Raw genomic sequence first — 15795 nt, forward strand, 5'->3', positions numbered from 1 at the left:
GTGCCCAGCCCCACCCCCGTACCTCCCCGCGACAGGGCCGACACGCCCTGGCGCTCGGAAGGCGCCCCGCCCACGCCTCCCCCGAAGAAGAGGATGCCGGGCGGCTGGAGGGGACTGATCCTCGCCGCCCTGATCGTCTACCTGGTGACCAACCTGGTGCTGTCCTTCTTCAACGAGGGGGACGAGCCGACCATCTCGTACACCGAGTTCAGCAAGCAGGTGGCCGCCGGCAACGTCTCGAAGATCTACTCCAAGGGCGACGCGATCCAGGGCGAGCTGAAGGCCAAGCAGCCGCTGCCCGACGGGGACAAGGGCGACTACACCAAATTCGTCACCCAGCGCCCGGCCTTCGCCGAGGACGACCTGTGGGCCGACCTCACCAAGCAGAACGTGACCGTGACGGCCTCCCCGGTCGTCGTGCAGCGCAGCTTCCTCGCCAATCTGCTGCTCTCCCTCGCCCCGATGCTCCTGCTGGTCCTGCTGTGGGTGGTCATCGCCCGCCGGATGGGCTCGGGGATGGGGGGCATGGGCGCCCTCGGGCGCAAGGCCCCGCCCAAGCCGGTGGAGCTGGAGACGGGCGACAAGCGCACCACCTTCCAGGACGTGGCCGGCATCGACGAGGTCGAGGGCGAGCTCAACGACGTCGTCGACTTCCTCAAGAACCCGCAGGCCTACCGGAAGCTGGGCGCCCGGATGCCCGGCGGCGTCCTGCTGTCCGGCCCGCCCGGCACCGGCAAGACCCTGCTCGCGCGGGCGGTCGCGGGCGAGGCCGGGGTGCCGTTCTTCTCCGCCTCCGCCTCCGAGTTCATCGAGATGATCGTCGGCGTCGGCGCCTCCCGGGTCCGCGAGCTCTTCACCGAGGCGCGCAAAGTGGCCCCCGCGATCATCTTCATCGACGAGATCGACACCATCGGCCGGGTGCGCGGCGGCGGCGCGGCCATGGGCGGCCACGACGAACGCGAACAGACCCTGAACCAGATCCTCACCGAGATGGACGGCTTCTCCGGCTCGGAGGGGGTGGTCGTCCTCGCCGCCACCAACCGGGCCGACGTCCTCGACCCCGCCCTGACCCGGCCCGGCCGCTTCGACCGCACGGTGGTCGTCTCCCCGCCCGACCGGGCAGGCCGCGAGGCCATCCTGCGCATCCACACCCGCGACATCCCGCTCGGCCCGGGCGTCGACCTCGCGCAGGTGGCCCGTACCACCCCCGGAATGACCGGCGCCGAACTGGCCAACCTCGCCAACGAGGCCGCGCTGCTCGCGGTCAAGCGCCGACAGGACCAGGTCACCCAGTCCGACCTCTCCGACGCCCTGGAGAAGGTCCAGCTCGGCGCCGAGCGGTCCCTGGTCATGCCGCTGGAGGAGCGCCGCCGCACCGCCTACCACGAGAGCGGCCACGCCCTCCTGGGCATGCTCCAGCCGGGCGCCGACCCGGTCCGCAAGATCACGATCGTGCCCCGCGGCCGCGCCCTCGGCGTCACCCTCTCGACCCCGGACGCCGACCGGTACGCGTACACCGAGGAGTACCTGCGCGGCCGCATCATCGGGGCGCTCGGCGGCATGGCCGCCGAACACGTCGTGTACGACGTCATCACCACCGGCGCCGAGAACGACCTCGAACAGGTCACCAACATCGTGCGCGGCATGGTCGGCCGCTGGGGCATGAGCGACCGCGTCGGCAAGCTCACCGCCATCCCCTCCGACGGAGGCGGTCCGTACGGCCTGTCCGCCGCCCCCGCCACCCTCGACGCGGTCGACCACGAGATGCGGCGGATCGTCGACGAGTGCTACATGGACGCCTGCCGCCTCCTGCGCGAACACCGCCCGCAGCTCGACGCCCTGGCCGAGGCCCTGCTCGCCAACGAGACCCTGGACGAGGCGGCCGCCTACGCCGCCGCCGGGATCACCCGCCTGACGAAGGCACACGACACCGACTGACGGCCGGTCGGCCGCATGGACGTCAGCCCACCCGGGCGATCACATACCGGAAGATGTTCGGCAGCCACACGGCGCCGTCGGACCGCTCGAACGGGTGAAGCGCCTCGGCCAGCTCCTTCTCCGCGAGCGCGGGGTCGGCCGCACCGTCGTAGAGCCCGGTCGACACCAGCCCGCGCACCGCGCTGTCCACGTCCGCGTACCCGAACGGGCAGAACACCCGCCCCGAGCCGTCCGGTCTGAGCCCGGCCCGCTCCACCAGCGCGTCCAGGTCGCGGGGCGAGGGCCCGCCGCCCAGGACCGCGGGCACCGTGCAGCGCTCCGCCGGGCCCCAGTCGGCCAGCACCACCGCCCCGCCGCGGCGCACCGCGGGCAGGGCCGCGGCCAGCTCCGCCGGAGACGGCGAGAAGGCCAGCAGGGCGTCGTACGGGCGCGGCGCCGACGGCGGGGCCGCCAGTACCTCCAGCAGCCGCTCACGGGCCAGTGCCCGCCGGGCCGGATCCGCCTCCACGCCCGTGGCCACGGCTCCCCGCCCGGCCGCGAGCAGCAGGGGCAGGCCGGCCCCGCAGTCGAGGCCCAGCAGCCGGTCACCCGGCCCTACCTCCAGTCGGTCGTAGACCGCTTCGTACAGCGGTACCAGCATCCGTTCCTGGATCTCCGCCCAGTCCCGGGCGACGAGCGTCGCCGTCGGCGTCGGTGTCATCGAAAGAGCGCTCCTGATTCCGTGTCGCCCCCTTGCCCCCGTTGCCAGAGAACTCCCCATTCGCCCCCGCGTCCAGAGGAGCGCGCCACCCGATTCACGCATCGCGTGCCCGGCGCCGTACGATTCGCGGCATGGCAAAGGCACCCGTTCTCACCCCGCAGGCGGAGGATTTCCCCCGCTGGTACCAGGATCTGATCAACAAGGCCGAGCTGGCCGACAACGGTCCGGTCCGCGGCACCATGGTCATCCGACCGTACGGCTACGGCCTGTGGGAGCGGATGCAGCAGGAGATGGACGCGCGCATCAAGGACGCGGGCGCCCAGAACGCGTACTTCCCGCTCTTCATCCCGCAGTCGTACCTGACGAAGGAAGCCGAGCACGTCGAGGGCTTCGCCCCCGAGCTCGCGGTCGTCACGCACGGCGGCGGCAAGGAGCTCGAAGAGCCGGTCGTCGTCCGGCCCACGTCCGAGACGATCATCAACGACTACTTCTCCAAGTGGGTCCAGAGCTACCGCGACCTGCCCCTGCTGATCAACCAGTGGGCCAACGTGGTCCGCTGGGAGATGCGCCCGCGCGTGTTCCTCCGTACGAGCGAGTTCCTCTGGCAGGAGGGCCACACCGCCCACGCCACCTACGAGGACGCCCGCGACTACGCCGCCCGGATCCACACGGACGTCTACGGCGACTTCATGACGAACGTGCTCGGCATCGACGTCGTGCTCGGCCGCAAGACCGCCAAGGAGCGCTTCGCCGGCGCCATCAACACCCTCACCCTCGAGGGCATGATGGGCGACGGCAAGGCCCTCCAGCTGGGCACGAGCCACGAGCTCGGCACCAACTTCGCCAAGGCCTTCAACACGCAGTACCTGTCGAAGGAAGGCAAGCAGGAGCTCGTCTGGCAGACCTCGTGGGGCGTCTCGACCCGCATGGTCGGCGGCCTGATCATGTCCCACGGCGACGACAACGGCCTCCGGGTCCCGCCGCGCCTGGCGCACGTCCAGGTCGTCGTCATGGCGATCAAGGGCGACGAGGCCGTCGCCAAGGTCCGCGAGCTCGGCGCCCAGTTGAAGGCCGCCGGACTCCGCGTCCAGGTCGACGACCGCGTGGACACCCCCTTCGGCCGCCGCGCCGTGGACTGGGAGCTCAAGGGCGTACCGGTGCGCATCGAGATCGGCCCCCGCGACCTGGAGGCCGGCACCGCGATGCTGGCCCGCCGGATCCCGGGCGGGAAGACCCCGGTGCAGATCGACGCGCTCGCCGACCTGCTGCCCAAGGTGCTCGACGAGGACCAGGCGCAGCTGCTGCGCGAGTCCCGCGAGCGCCGCGAGTCCCGCACCTCCGACGTCGCGACCATCGAGGAGGCCGCCGAGGCCGCCATCGCCGGTGGCTGGGCGCGGATCCCGTGGGCGGACCTCGGTCCGGAGGGCGAGGCGAAGCTGGCCGAGCAGGCCGTCTCCGTGCGCTGCCTGATCGCCGAGGACGGGTCGGTTCCCGAGGCGGACGACGCTCCCGGTACCCTCGCGATCGTCGCGCGCTCGTACTAGTCGGGCCCCGAAGGCTCCTGCGCCCCGGCGTGCGGCTCGTGCCGCGCGCCGGGGCGGATTCGTCGGTGGTCCTCGTTAAGTACCGACTCCTCCTGGGATCGGCGCACCCGTCCTCCTCAGGACGCATGAGACTGAACTGACTGGTACGTGCAAAAAATTTGGAATGGCCCGGAATCGGAACACCCGGGCACCCCGGCTCGTTGTCACGACGTGAGCACGACACCACCTGTTCTCGCCGCAGAGCTGGCGCAGGCGTGGGCCGATATTCAGCGGCACCACCCCGAGCTGCCTGACCTTGCCGCGCCCGAGTCCCTGATCGGAGAGTCCTCGTCCGCCTGCGGCGCCGAGCTCTCCTTCGAGCGACTGCTGCACGAGGCAGTCCACGGCATCGCCGCCGCCCGCGGAGTCCGAGACACCTCGCGCGCCGGCCGCTACCACAACCGCAGATTCCTCGCGATCGCCGAGGAGCTGGGGCTGGACCATTCCGAGGAACCGCACGCCAGCAGCGGCTTCTCGCTCGTCACGCTCAATCCGGAGGCGAAGCGGCGCTACCGCCCCACCATCGAACGGCTGCAGCGCGCCCTCAAGGCGCACACCGCCGCCACGGCCGCCGACACCAAGCGCAGCTTCCGCGGACCGGCCGCCCGGCACGGGTCCTCCGGAGGCGGCGTGCGCGTCAAGGCGGTCTGCGACTGCGGGCGCAACGTGCGGGTGGTCCCCTCCGTACTGGCCCAGGCGCCGATCGTGTGCGGCGGGTGCATGAAGCCCTTCCGCATCCCCGAAGTCGCCATCGCGGCGGCTTCCTGACCGCCGTCACCGTCGCCGACGGGGCCACCGCCCCACGGCGAACCGGCCGCCGGGCCCTCGCCCCCACCGGGGCGACCGCCGACGGCGTGCACGCGGGCAGCCCGCACCGCCGCACCACCGGCGGGCCGTGCCCCGCGCCCCGCCCCGCCGTCCCCGCGGCACGCCGTGTCCACGGGGACGGGAGCGGGCCGCCCGCCGGAGCCGGACCGGACCGCCCGGCTGAGCGCGCCGCGGGCGTATGGCACAATGGCTAGCTGTACTCGACAGTCGCATAGGACCCCTCTCTCCTCCGGCTGACGCGTCCATCGGGCACCCGAGTACCGCAACCCCACGTGGCATCTCATGTGCCCAACCACGTCAAGTTCAGGAGACACCACTCCAGTGGCAGTCAAGATCAAGCTCAAGCGCCTCGGCAAGATTCGCCAGCCGCACTACCGCATCGTCGTCGCCGACGCCCGCACCCGCCGGGATGGTCGCGCGATCGAGGAGATCGGTATCTACCACCCGACCTACAACCCGTCGCGCATCGAGGTCAACGCCGAGCGTGCGCAGTACTGGCTGTCCGTCGGCGCCCAGCCCACCGAGGCTGTGCTCGCCATCCTGAAGCTGACCGGTGACTGGCAGGCCCACAAGGGTCTCCCCGCCCCCGCGCCGCTCCTGCAGCCGGAGACGAAGGAGAGCAAGCGTCGCTCCTTCGACGAGTTCGCCAAGGCCCTCGAGGGCATCGGCGAGGGCAAGGGCGAGGCCATCACGCAGAAGGCGAAGAAGGCCGACAAGAAGGCGGACGAGGCTGAGGCCGCCGCCGAGTCGACCGAGGCCTGATCATGCTCGAGGAGGCTCTTGAGCACCTCGTAAAGGGCATTGTGGACAACCCCGACGAAGTGCAGGTCGCCTCGCGCAACCTGCGCCGCGGGCAGGTGCTCGAGGTCCGGGTCCACCCCGACGACCTCGGCAAGGTGATCGGCCGCAACGGCCGCACCGCGCGTGCTCTGCGTACCGTCGTGGGCGCCATCGGCGGCCGTGGGATCCGCGTCGACCTCGTCGACGTGGACCAGGTCCGCTGAGCAGTTGAATCACCGGCACGGGCCGGGGAGGGCATTCGTGCCCGCCCCGGCCCGTCGTCGTCTGACCAGGAGAGAGAGACAGTGGAGCTGGTTGTCGCGCGGATCGGCCGCGCCCACGGCATCAAGGGTGAGGTCACCGTCGAGGTGCGCACGGACGAGCCGGAGCTGCGGCTCAGCCCCGGCGCCGTGCTCAAGACGGAGCCCGCCGCGGCGGGACCGCTGACCATCGAGACGGGCCGGGTGCACAGCGGCCGGCTGATGCTCCGCTTCGCCGGCGTCAAGGACCGCACCGGGGCCGAGGCGCTGCGCAACATCCTGCTGATCGCCGAGGTGGACCCGGCGGAGCTGCCGGAGGAGGAGGACGAGTACTACGACCACCAGCTGATGGACCTGGACGTGGTACTGGAGGACGGCACCGAGATCGGCCGGATCACCGAGATCTCCCACCTGCCCTCGCAGGACCTCTTCATCGTCGAGCGGCCGGACGGCTCCGAGGTGATGATCCCCTTCGTCGAGGAGATCGTCGCCGAGATCGACCTGGAGGAGCAGCGCTGCGTCATCACCCCGCCGCCCGGGCTGATCGACGAGCGCGAGGCGATCATCGACTCGACCCGCGACGAGGACCCGGCCCCTGACGCGGACTCCGGGGACGACGCCTGATGCGACTCGACGTCGTCACGATCTTCCCCGAGTACCTGGAGCCGCTGAACGTCTCCCTCGTCGGCAAGGCCCGTGCCCGCGGGCAGCTCGATGTGCACGTCCACGACCTGCGGGACTGGACGTACGACCGGCACAACACGGTCGACGACACCCCGTACGGCGGCGGTCCCGGCATGGTCATGAAGACCGAGCCCTGGGGCGAGGCCCTGGACGCGGCGCTGGCCGACGGCTACGAGGCGGGCGCGCGCGGGCCCGTCATGGTCGTCCCCACGCCCAGCGGCCGGCCCTTCACCCAGGAACTGGCCGTCGAGCTCTCCGAGCGGCCCTGGCTGATCTTCACCCCGGCCCGGTACGAGGGCATCGACCGCCGGGTCATGGACGAGTACGCCACCCGCATGCCGGTGTACGAGGTCTCCATCGGCGACTACGTCCTGGCGGGCGGCGAGGCCGCCGTCCTGGTCGTCACCGAGGCCGTGGCCCGGCTGCTGCCCGGAGTCCTCGGCAACGCCGAATCGCACCGCGACGACTCCTTCGCGCCGGGCGAGATGGCCAACCTGCTGGAGGGGCCCGTCTTCACCAAGCCCCCGGTGTGGCGCGGCCGCGACATTCCCGAGGTGCTGCTCAGCGGCCACCACGGGAAGATCGCCCGCTGGCGCCGGGACGAGGCCTTCCGCCGGACCGCGCGCAACCGCCCCGACCTGATCGAGCGCTGCGAGGCCTCCGCCTTCGACAAGAAGGACCGGGAAATCCTCTCCATCCTGGGCTGGACGCCGTCCCCGGACGGCCGATTTTGGCGCAGGCCGCAGACCGTGGAAGAATAGGCGGCTGCTGTACGCCCGCGAGCGCCCCTGCCACAGGGGGACCGTCGCCCGCAGGGTGGGACAGCTCCCGAATTCTCTACGGAAACCCGCCCGGCGGCCTGTGGCGTCGTGCGAAGAAAGCAGACGAAGAACATGTCTCACCTGCTCGATGGCGTCAACGCCGCCGCGCTCCGCTCGGACGTCCCGGCCTTCCGCCCGGGTGACACGATCAACGTGCACGTCCGCGTGATCGAGGGCAACCGCTCCCGTATCCAGCAGTTCAAGGGCGTCGTCATCCGTCGCCAGGGCGCCGGGGTCTCCGAGACCTTCACCGTCCGCAAGGTCTCCTTCAGCGTCGGCGTGGAGCGTACCTTCCCGGTCCACTCCCCGATCTTCGAGAAGATCGAGCTCGTCACCCGCGGTGACGTTCGCCGTGCCAAGCTGTACTACCTCCGTGAGCTCCGCGGCAAGGCCGCGAAGATCAAGGAGAAGCGCGACAAGTAAGGTCGCCTCCGGTGTTCCGGGGCGGCCGGATAGGCTCGCCCCCGATGGACACCGAAGCACCTCACACGCAGCGCGGCCACTGTTCCCCCGGCGAGGGGGAGGAGCGGCCGCGTTTTGCGTTCTCCACGCCCGGGCGGAGGCTGTCCCGGGGGCCGCTGACCTGGCGGCGGGCCGGAGTGCTCGGTGTGCTCTGCACCGTCTTCCTGCTGCTCTTCAGCAACTTCGTGGTCCAGCCCTTCCTGATCCCGAGCCGCTCCATGGAGCCGACGCTCCAGGTCGGGGACCGGGTGCTGGTCAACAAGCTGGCGTACCGATTCGGCGACCGGCCGAGCCGCGGGGACCTGGTGGTCTTCGACGGCACGGGCTCCTTCGTACGGGAACGCCCGGAAGGCAATCCGGTCGGCGTGCTGCTGCACGGCGCGGCCTCGGCGCTCGGGCTCGCGGAGCCGTCCGACACCGACTTCGTGAAGCGGGTCGTGGGCGTCGGCGGTGACGACGTGGTGTGCTGCGACGCCGCCGGGCGGGTCGAGGTCAACGGCGTGCCGCTGGACGAGCCGTACCTGTATCCCGGTGACGCGCCCTCGAAGGTGCCGTTCCGGATCGTCGTACCCCTGGGGAGCCTGTGGGTGATGGGCGATCATCGGTCCCAGTCCCGGGACTCGCGGGACCACCTCGGGGAACCGGGCGGGGGGATGGTGCCGGTGGAGATGGTGATCGGGCGGGCCGACTGGATCGGCTGGCCGGTTTCGCGCTGGGGCGCGGTCGGCGGCGGTCATGGGTAACCGGGGACGGCCGCGGGGCGGCCGGGAGCGCGAGCCCGAACCGGAGCCGGAACCGACACCCGTACCGGTGGTGGAGGGCGGCCGGGCCGAACGGCGCCGGACGGCCCGCAAGGTGCGCAGGCGCCGCCGCACGCGCCGGGCGGGCGAACTGCCGCTGCTGGTCGTGGTGGCGCTGTGCATAGCCCTGCTCCTCAAGACCTTCCTGGTGCAGGCCTTCTTCATCCCGTCGGGCTCGATGGAGCAGACCATCCGGATCGGCGACCGGGTGCTGGTCGACAAGCTGACCCCGTGGTTCGGCTCCAAGGTCGAGCGCGGCGACGTCGTCGTGTTCAAGGACCCCGGCGGCTGGCTCAAGGGCGAGGCGGCCCGGCCCGCCCCGGACCCGGTGGGCGTCAAACAGATCAAGCAGACCCTGACCTTCATCGGCCTGCTGCCCTCGGCCGACGAGCAGGACCTCATCAAGCGCGTCATCGGCGTGGGCGGGGACACCGTCAAGTGCTGCGACAGCCGGGGCCGGGTCACCGTCAACGGCTCCCCGCTCGACGAGCCGTACGTGAACCCGGGCAACGCCCCCTCGGAGATCACCTTCGAGGTCGAGGTGCCGCCCGGCCGGCTCTTCGTCATGGGCGACCACCGGGCGAATTCGGCGGACTCGCGTTTCCACCTCGACGAGGCGTTCGAGGGCACCATCGACGAGAAGGGGGTCGTCGGTGAAGCCGTTGTGATCGCCTGGCCGTTCGGGCACTGGAAGCGACTGGAACAGCCCGCGACCTTCCGCATGGTGCCCGATCAGGCACGGAGCGAAGGACGCGGACGGCGTAAGCGCCGTCGGGGCGTGCCGTTCGCATAGTGTGTCTTCGGTCTCCCGCGCCTTAGGGAACTCCCGCTCGTTAAGGGAGGGGAGGGCCCGTGCCTGTTTCGGCGCGGGCGGCGATCGCGAGTGAGGAGTGGATGTGGGGGATGTGGCGGTAGGCGCACGATCCGGACGCGACGAGGGCGAGGAGCGGCCGGACGATGCAGCCGAGCGCGAGGCCGACGAGGACGGTACCGCGGCGCGTGCGCACCGCTCGTTCTGGAAGGAGCTTCCGCTCCTCATCGGCATCGCCCTGCTGCTGGCCCTGCTGATCAAGACCTTCCTGGTCCAGGCGTTCTCGATCCCGTCCGACTCGATGCAGGACACGCTGCAGCGCGGGGACCGGGTGTTGGTGGACAAGCTGACCCCGTGGTTCGGATCCGAGCCGGAGCGCGGTGAGGTCGTGGTCTTCCACGACCCGGCGAACTGGCTCTCGGGGGAGCCGACCCCGGAGCCGAACATCGTGCAGAAGGCCCTCAGCTGGATCGGCCTGATGCCGTCCGCCGAGGAGAAGGACCTGATCAAGCGGACCATCGCCATCGGCGGTGACACGGTCGAGTGCAAGAAGGGGGGACCGGTCGTCGTCAACGGCAAGGAGCTCGACGAGCCGTACATCTTCCCCGGCAACACCCCTTGTGACGACGCCCCCTTCGGTCCGATCACCGTGCCCAAGGGCAAGATCTGGGTGATGGGCGACCACCGGCAGAACTCCCAGGACTCCCGCTACCACATGCAGGACTCCACCCAGGGGTTCGTTCCGGTCGACAAGGTCGTCGGGCGCGCCGTCGTGATCGCGTGGCCGCTCACCCGCTGGTCGACCCTGCCGATCCCGGACACCTTCGACCAGCCGGGCATCGGCAACCAGGCCGCCGCGACCGCGCTCGGTCTCGGGGCCGCCGGGCTGGCGCCGGTCGGGCTGGGCCCGGCCGCGCTGGGGCTCGTCGGGGCGGTTCCGCTCGTCATGTGGCGCAGGCAGAAGCTGACCACCGGTCGTACCGCCCGGTAGGGTGCCGCCCAGGTCGACGATCCCGGAGTGTGGGGGCGCTGCAATGGGCGGAACACAAGCAATACGCAGTGGCAAGGATGGCCGCGGCGGTCTCGGCAACGTGCTGTCGGGACTCGCCGTGGCCATCGGCTTTGCGCTCTTCCTCGGCGGCTTCGTGTGGGGGGCGTTCCTCTACCAGCCCTACACGGTGCCGACCGACTCGATGATGCCGACGGTGCGGCCCGGGGACCGGGTGCTCGCACAGCGCATCGACGGCGGCGAGGTGCGCCGCGGGGACGTGGTCATCTTCACTGATTCCATGTGGAGCGATTCGCCCATGGTCAAGCGGGTCGTCGGCATCGGCGGCGACACCGTGAAGTGCTGCGGCGCGGGCGGCGAACTCACCGTGAACGGCACGCCGCTGGACGAGCCGTACGCCGACACCACCCGGCCGGACACGGGTCTCGCCACGCCGCCGGGGCAGGCCCCGCCGCCCGGGACCCCCTTCGAGGTGACGGTCCCCGAGGGCAACCTCTTCCTGCTGGGCGACCGGCGGGCCGCGTCGCTGGACTCCCGGGCCCACCTGCAGGAGGCCGGGCAGGGGACCGTGCCGCGGTCGGCCGTCAGCGCCCGCGTCGACGCCCTGGCCTGGCCCTCCGCGAAGATGCTGGAGCGGCCGGCGACGTACGCCGCCCTGCCCGGCGGCATCTCGCGGCCCGGGCCGCTGAGGCTCCAGCTGGTGGCGGTGGTGGCCGGCGCCGCCCTGGTCCTGCTGGGGGCCGCGTACGGGCCCCTGGCGCGGGTCCTGGGGCGCACGCGACGGCAGGAGCGGGCCGGTGTCCGCTGACCGGCCCGGAACGGGCCACCGGAAGGTGTCGCGGGTGATCCTGCTGGACCCGGAGGACCGGATCCTGCTGCTGCACGGCTTCGAGCCGGCGGACCCCTCGGACGACTGGTGGTTCACCCCGGGCGGCGGGCTGGAGGGCACCGAGAGCCGGGAAGACGCCGCACTGCGCGAACTGGCGGAGGAGACGGGGATCACAGAGGTGGAGCTGGGGCCGGTGCTGTGGCACCGCTACTGCTCCTTCCCCTTCGACGGGCGCCGCTGGGAGCAGGACGAGTGGTACTTCCTGGCACGTACCAGCCAGACCGCGACCGAGATGGGCGGGCTCACCGAGCTGGAGCGGCGCAGCGTCACCGGAGCCAGGTGGTGGACCTCCGAGGAACTTCTCTCGGCCCATGAGACGGTGTACCCGACCAGACTCGCCGAGCTGCTCCGTACGCTGCTCGACGACGGTCCTCCGGGTGCGCCGGTGGTCCTGGCCCCGGAAATCGTTTAGGGGCGCATGGGCCTGGCGCACAATAGGGGGACGCACGGCTGAAGGGGAACATGCCATGAGTGCCGAGGACCTCGAAAAGTACGAGACCGAGATGGAGCTGAAGCTCTATCGGGAGTACCGCGACGTCGTCGGGCTGTTCAAGTATGTGATCGAGACCGAACGCCGTTTCTACCTCACCAACGACTACGAGATGCAGGTGCACTCGGTCCAGGGCGAGGTCTTCTTCGAGGTCTCGATGGCCGACGCGTGGGTCTGGGACATGTACCGGCCGGCCCGCTTCGTGAAGCAGGTCCGGGTGCTGACCTTCAAGGACGTGAACATCGAGGAGCTCAACAAGAGCGACCTCGAACTGCCCGGCAGCTGAGCTTCCTCACCCGGGAGGGTGAGGGAGTTGTCCACAACGGCCGGCTTGTCCACCAAGATCCACAAGGTGGGCGGGGACGCGGGACCGTCGGTGCCGGAGGTGGTGCCGGATGAACGCGAAGGGCGTGGCACAGCAGGCATTGGGGCGGTACGGCGAGGAGCTCGCGGCGCGGCGGCTGACCGAGGCCGGGATGACCGTGATCGCGCGGAACTGGCGGTGCCGCGGCGGGGAGATCGACATCGTCGCGCGGGACGGGGACGCCCTCGTCGTGTGCGAGGTCAAGACCCGCCGGGCGGGTGACTTCGAGCATCCCATGGCCGCCGTGCGGCCCGCCAAGGCCGAGCGCTTACGGGGGCTCGCCGGGCGGTGGCTCGCCGACCACGGCGGACCACCCCCGGGCGGCGTGCGCATCGACCTCGTCGGAGTCCTGCTGCCGCGGCGCGGCGCTCCCCTGGTGGAACACGTCAGGGGGGTGGCCTGATGGGGTTCGCGCGCGCCTGCTCGGTGGCCCTGGTCGGCGTCGACGGGGTGGTGGTCGAGGTCCAGGCCGATCTGGAGCCCGGGGTCGCGGCCTTCACCCTGGTGGGCCTGCCGGACAAGACCCTCGTCGAGAGCCGGGACCGGGTGCGGGCGGCCGTGGTCAACTCCGGTGCGGCCTGGCCGCAGAAGAAGCTCACGGTCGGGCTCAGCCCCGCCTCCGTGCCGAAGTCCGGCGCCGGATTCGACCTGGCCGTCGCCGCGGCGGTGCTCGGGGCCGCCGAGGTGGTCGACCCGGGCGCCATCGCCGACCTCGTCCTCATCGGTGAGCTGGGACTGGACGGCCGGGTGCGACCCGTCCGCGGCATCCTGCCCGCGGTCCTCGCCGCGGCGGAGGCCGGATACCGGCAGGTGGTGGTGCCGCAGCAGTGCGCCGCCGAGGCCGCCCTCGTGCCGGACGTCTCGGTGCTCGGCGTGCGCAGCCTGCGCCAGCTGATCGCGGTCCTGACCGACGGGGTGGTCCCCGAGGAGGATCCGCCCGAACCGCCCGGGCGCCCCGATCCGATACTGGCCGGCCTGCTCGTCCCCGGGGCGGGGCTGGGCACGGGGCTCGCCGCCGGCCGCTCCGGCCGGGGGGACACTGCGGACTTCCCCGACCTCGCCGACGTGGCCGGGCAGCACACGGCGCGCCGCGCCCTGGAGGTGGCGGCCGCCGGAGGGCACCACCTGTTCCTCAGCGGACCCCCGGGCGCGGGCAAGACGATGCTGGCCGAGCGGCTGCCCTGGATCCTGCCGCCGCTCACCCGGCAGGACTCGGTCGAGGTCACGGCCGTCCACTCGGTCGCGGGCATCCTCCCGCCCGGCGAACCGCTGGTCGCCCGGCCGCCGTACTGCGCACCCCACCATTCGGCGACCATGCAGTCCCTGGTGGGCGGCGGGAGCGGAGTCCCCAGGCCCGGCGCGGTCTCCCTGGCCCACCGCGGTGTGCTCTTCCTGGACGAGGCCGCGGAGTTCCACAGCCGGGCCCTGGACGCGCTGCGCCAGCCCCTCGAATCGGGACACGTGGTCATCGCCCGCGCGGCCGGGGTGGTGAGGCTGCCGGCCCGGTTCCTGATGGTGCTCGCCGCGAACCCCTGCCCGTGCGGGCGCCACACCCTGCTGGGAGCCGGGTGCGAATGCCCGCCCTCGGTGATCCGGCGCTACCAGGCGCGGCTGTCCGGGCCGCTGCTCGACCGGGTGGACCTGAGGGTGGAGGTCGAGCCCGTGACCCGCTCCGATCTGCTGGGGCAGGGCGGGCGGGGAGAGACCACCGCCGTGGTCGCCGAGCGGGTTCGGGAGGCGCGGGAGCGCGCCGCGGCCCGGCTCGCCGACACCCCCTGGCGGCTCAACTCCGAAGTGCCCGGGCAGGAACTGCGGACCCGGTGGCAGGCGGGCCCCGGTGCACTGGCGCAGGCCGAGCGCGATCTGGAACGGGGGCTGCTCACCGCGCGCGGGCTGGACCGGGTCCTGCGGGTCGCCTGGACCGTGGCCGACCTGCGGGGGCGGGACCGGCCCGACGCGCTGGACGTGGCCGTGGCGCTGGAGCTGCGGACCGGGATCACCCGCGGGGCGATCCCGGTGACGGGAGGCGGGACATGACCGGCGCAGGGGAAGGGGAAGGGGAAGCGGAACTGCTGGCGCGGGCGGCGCTGACACGCGTGCTGGAGCCAGGGGACGAGCACGGCGGGCGCTGGCTGCGCGAGCACGGCGCGGTCGCCCTGATGGGGCTGCTCACCGGCCCCGAGGCGGGATCGGAAGCCCCGGCCGGAGTGGGACCGGAGCGGCTCTCCGGATACCGCAGACGGGCGGCGCTGGCCGATCCGCGGCGCGACCTCGAACGGGCCGCCGCCACGGGATGCCGGTTCGTGTTCCCGGGCTCGGCGGAGTGGCCGACCCAGCTCGACGACCTCGGCGACGCCCGCCCCGTCGGGCTGTGGCTGCGGGGCCGGCCGAACCTGCGGACGTGGGCGCTGCGTTCGGTCGCCGTGGTCGGGGCCCGGGCCTGCACCCCGTACGGCGCGCACATGGCCCAGACCCTGGCCGCCGGGCTCGCCGAGCGGGGCTGGGTCGTGGTCTCCGGGGCCGCGTTCGGCATCGACGGCGCCGCCCACCGCGGGGCCCTCGCCCCGGGCGGTGCGACCGCGGCGGTGCTGGCCTGCGGGGTGGACGTCGCCTACCCCCGCGGACACACCGGGCTGCTCGACAGGATCGCCGGTCAGGGGCTGATCCTCGGGGAGCTGCCGCCCGGCAGCCACCCCACGCCCAGCCGGTTCGTCCTGCGCAACCGGGTCATCGCGGCCCTCACCCGGGGCACGGTCGTCGTGGAGGCCGCCCACCGCAGCGGCTCCCTGGTCACCGCCCGGCGGGCCCAGCAGCTCGGGCGGATCACGATGGGCATCCCGGGGCCCGCCACCAGCGGACTCTCGGCCGGGGTGCACGAACTGCTGCGGGGCGAGGCCGCGCTCGTCACCGACGCGGCGGAAGTCGTCGAACTGGTGGGCGCCATGGGCGAACTGGCTCCCGAGCGGCGCGGCCCGGTGCTCGCCCGGGACCTGCTGGACCCGGACACCGCCCGGGTGCTCGAAGCGCTCCCGGCCGGACGCCCCGCGGACGTGTCCGAGCTGGCACTTGCCTCCGGCACCAGCACCGATGAAGTCATCGGCAGACTGTACGAACTTCACTCTCTGGGGTTCGTCGAACGGCAGGGCGACGGCTGGCAGTTGAGCAGACAAACGGCTGGAGGGGACATACAAACCCGGTCCACCCGGCGAGGCGGTCGTTGACCTGGGGAGTTCCGGTGAAAGAGTGAAACCGATGAGAGACGCGGTCTTCCCGATGGCAGCCGCCGGGACCGTGCGCGCGGCGCCGGTCCCGGGCGGCGCGTGCGAGCCGGGGCGCGCCTGCGCCCCCGCGCCATCCCGTACTCTTCGCGCACCGC

17 protein-coding genes and 1 pseudogene are annotated in these 15795 nt (G+C 72.2%); 17 read left to right on the forward strand and 1 reads right to left on the reverse strand.

The window, feature by feature from the left end:
• Complete coding sequence (gene ftsH / locus AB0D29_RS29650) at window positions 1–1938, forward strand: ATP-dependent zinc metalloprotease FtsH (protein WP_362858427.1); 1938 nt, start codon at window positions 1–3, stop codon at window positions 1936–1938.
• A gap of 22 nt (window positions 1939–1960) precedes the next feature.
• On the opposite strand, the gene AB0D29_RS29655 is transcribed toward ftsH, so the two are convergent.
• Window positions 1961–2638 (reverse strand): methyltransferase type 11, encoded by a 678-nt coding sequence (locus AB0D29_RS29655; RefSeq protein ID WP_362858428.1) that lies wholly within the window; start codon window positions 2636–2638, stop codon window positions 1961–1963.
• A 131-nt stretch (window positions 2639–2769) separates the two neighbouring features.
• On the opposite strand from AB0D29_RS29655, the gene proS reads away from it, so the two are divergent.
• The 16 genes and pseudogenes from proS (at window position 2770) to dprA (ending at window position 15640) form a co-directional block, all read left to right on the forward strand.
• Entirely contained in the window at window positions 2770–4182 is a 1413-nt protein-coding gene (gene proS / locus AB0D29_RS29660) for a proline--tRNA ligase (RefSeq protein WP_362858429.1), read from the forward strand.
• A 210-nt stretch (window positions 4183–4392) separates the two neighbouring features.
• Window positions 4393–4989 (forward strand): hypothetical protein, encoded by a 597-nt coding sequence (locus tag AB0D29_RS29665; protein WP_030708534.1) that lies wholly within the window; start codon window positions 4393–4395, stop codon window positions 4987–4989.
• A 381-nt stretch (window positions 4990–5370) separates the two neighbouring features.
• Window positions 5371–5811 carry a 30S ribosomal protein S16 gene (gene rpsP, locus AB0D29_RS29670; protein ID WP_030386406.1) on the forward strand — a complete coding sequence of 147 codons (441 nt, stop codon included), beginning with the start codon at window positions 5371–5373 and terminating at the stop codon, window positions 5809–5811.
• 2 nt (window positions 5812–5813) lie between these two features.
• Window positions 5814–6053, forward strand: a complete 240-nt coding sequence (locus tag AB0D29_RS29675) for an RNA-binding protein (RefSeq protein WP_030011889.1) — start codon at window positions 5814–5816, stop codon at window positions 6051–6053.
• An 81-nt stretch (window positions 6054–6134) separates the two neighbouring features.
• A complete protein-coding gene (rimM, locus tag AB0D29_RS29680) occupies window positions 6135–6713 on the forward strand; it encodes a ribosome maturation factor RimM (RefSeq protein WP_362858430.1) in 579 nt (192 codons plus the stop codon).
• Window positions 6713–7534: a tRNA (guanosine(37)-N1)-methyltransferase TrmD gene (gene trmD / locus AB0D29_RS29685; protein ID WP_362858431.1), complete on the forward strand. Its 822-nt coding sequence runs from the start codon at window positions 6713–6715 to the stop codon at window positions 7532–7534. Before rimM ends, trmD begins: the two co-directional genes overlap by 1 nt.
• A 132-nt stretch (window positions 7535–7666) precedes the next feature.
• Window positions 7667–8017 (forward strand): 50S ribosomal protein L19, encoded by a 351-nt coding sequence (rplS, locus tag AB0D29_RS29690; RefSeq protein ID WP_030823745.1) that lies wholly within the window; start codon window positions 7667–7669, stop codon window positions 8015–8017.
• A 44-nt stretch (window positions 8018–8061) separates the two neighbouring features.
• Window positions 8062–8799: a signal peptidase I gene (lepB, locus tag AB0D29_RS29695; RefSeq protein WP_362858433.1), complete on the forward strand. Its 738-nt coding sequence runs from the start codon at window positions 8062–8064 to the stop codon at window positions 8797–8799.
• Window positions 8792–9811, forward strand: a pseudogene (gene lepB, locus AB0D29_RS29700) (signal peptidase I); the annotation flags it as partial. The gene lepB (AB0D29_RS29695) and the pseudogene lepB (AB0D29_RS29700), both read left to right, overlap by 8 nt.
• A complete protein-coding gene (lepB, locus tag AB0D29_RS29705) occupies window positions 9762–10658 on the forward strand; it encodes a signal peptidase I (RefSeq protein ID WP_362858435.1) in 897 nt (298 codons plus the stop codon). The pseudogene lepB (AB0D29_RS29700) and the gene lepB (AB0D29_RS29705), both read left to right, overlap by 50 nt.
• Window positions 10659–10701: 43 nt before the next feature.
• Window positions 10702–11484, forward strand: coding sequence for a signal peptidase I (gene lepB, locus AB0D29_RS29710; protein WP_362858436.1), 783 nt, complete (start codon window positions 10702–10704; stop codon window positions 11482–11484).
• Window positions 11474–11977 (forward strand): NUDIX hydrolase, encoded by a 504-nt coding sequence (locus AB0D29_RS29715; RefSeq protein ID WP_362858437.1) that lies wholly within the window; start codon window positions 11474–11476, stop codon window positions 11975–11977. Before lepB (AB0D29_RS29710) ends, AB0D29_RS29715 begins: the two co-directional genes overlap by 11 nt.
• A 55-nt stretch (window positions 11978–12032) precedes the next feature.
• Window positions 12033–12341 (forward strand): DUF2469 domain-containing protein, encoded by a 309-nt coding sequence (locus tag AB0D29_RS29720; protein ID WP_005311352.1) that lies wholly within the window; start codon window positions 12033–12035, stop codon window positions 12339–12341.
• A gap of 109 nt (window positions 12342–12450) precedes the next feature.
• Window positions 12451–12822, forward strand: coding sequence for a YraN family protein (locus tag AB0D29_RS29725; RefSeq protein WP_319730868.1), 372 nt, complete (start codon window positions 12451–12453; stop codon window positions 12820–12822).
• A complete protein-coding gene (locus AB0D29_RS29730; RefSeq protein ID WP_362858438.1) occupies window positions 12822–14456 on the forward strand; it encodes an ATP-binding protein in 1635 nt (544 codons plus the stop codon). Before AB0D29_RS29725 ends, AB0D29_RS29730 begins: the two co-directional genes overlap by 1 nt.
• Window positions 14453–15640, forward strand: a complete 1188-nt coding sequence (gene dprA, locus AB0D29_RS29735) for a DNA-processing protein DprA (protein ID WP_362858440.1) — start codon at window positions 14453–14455, stop codon at window positions 15638–15640. The genes AB0D29_RS29730 and dprA overlap by 4 nt, the downstream gene beginning before the upstream one ends.
• The last annotated feature ends 155 nt before the right edge of the window (window positions 15641–15795 follow it).

The organism is Streptomyces sp. NPDC048424, from assembly GCF_040651555.1.
GTDB lineage: Bacteria > Actinomycetota > Actinomycetes > Streptomycetales > Streptomycetaceae > Streptomyces.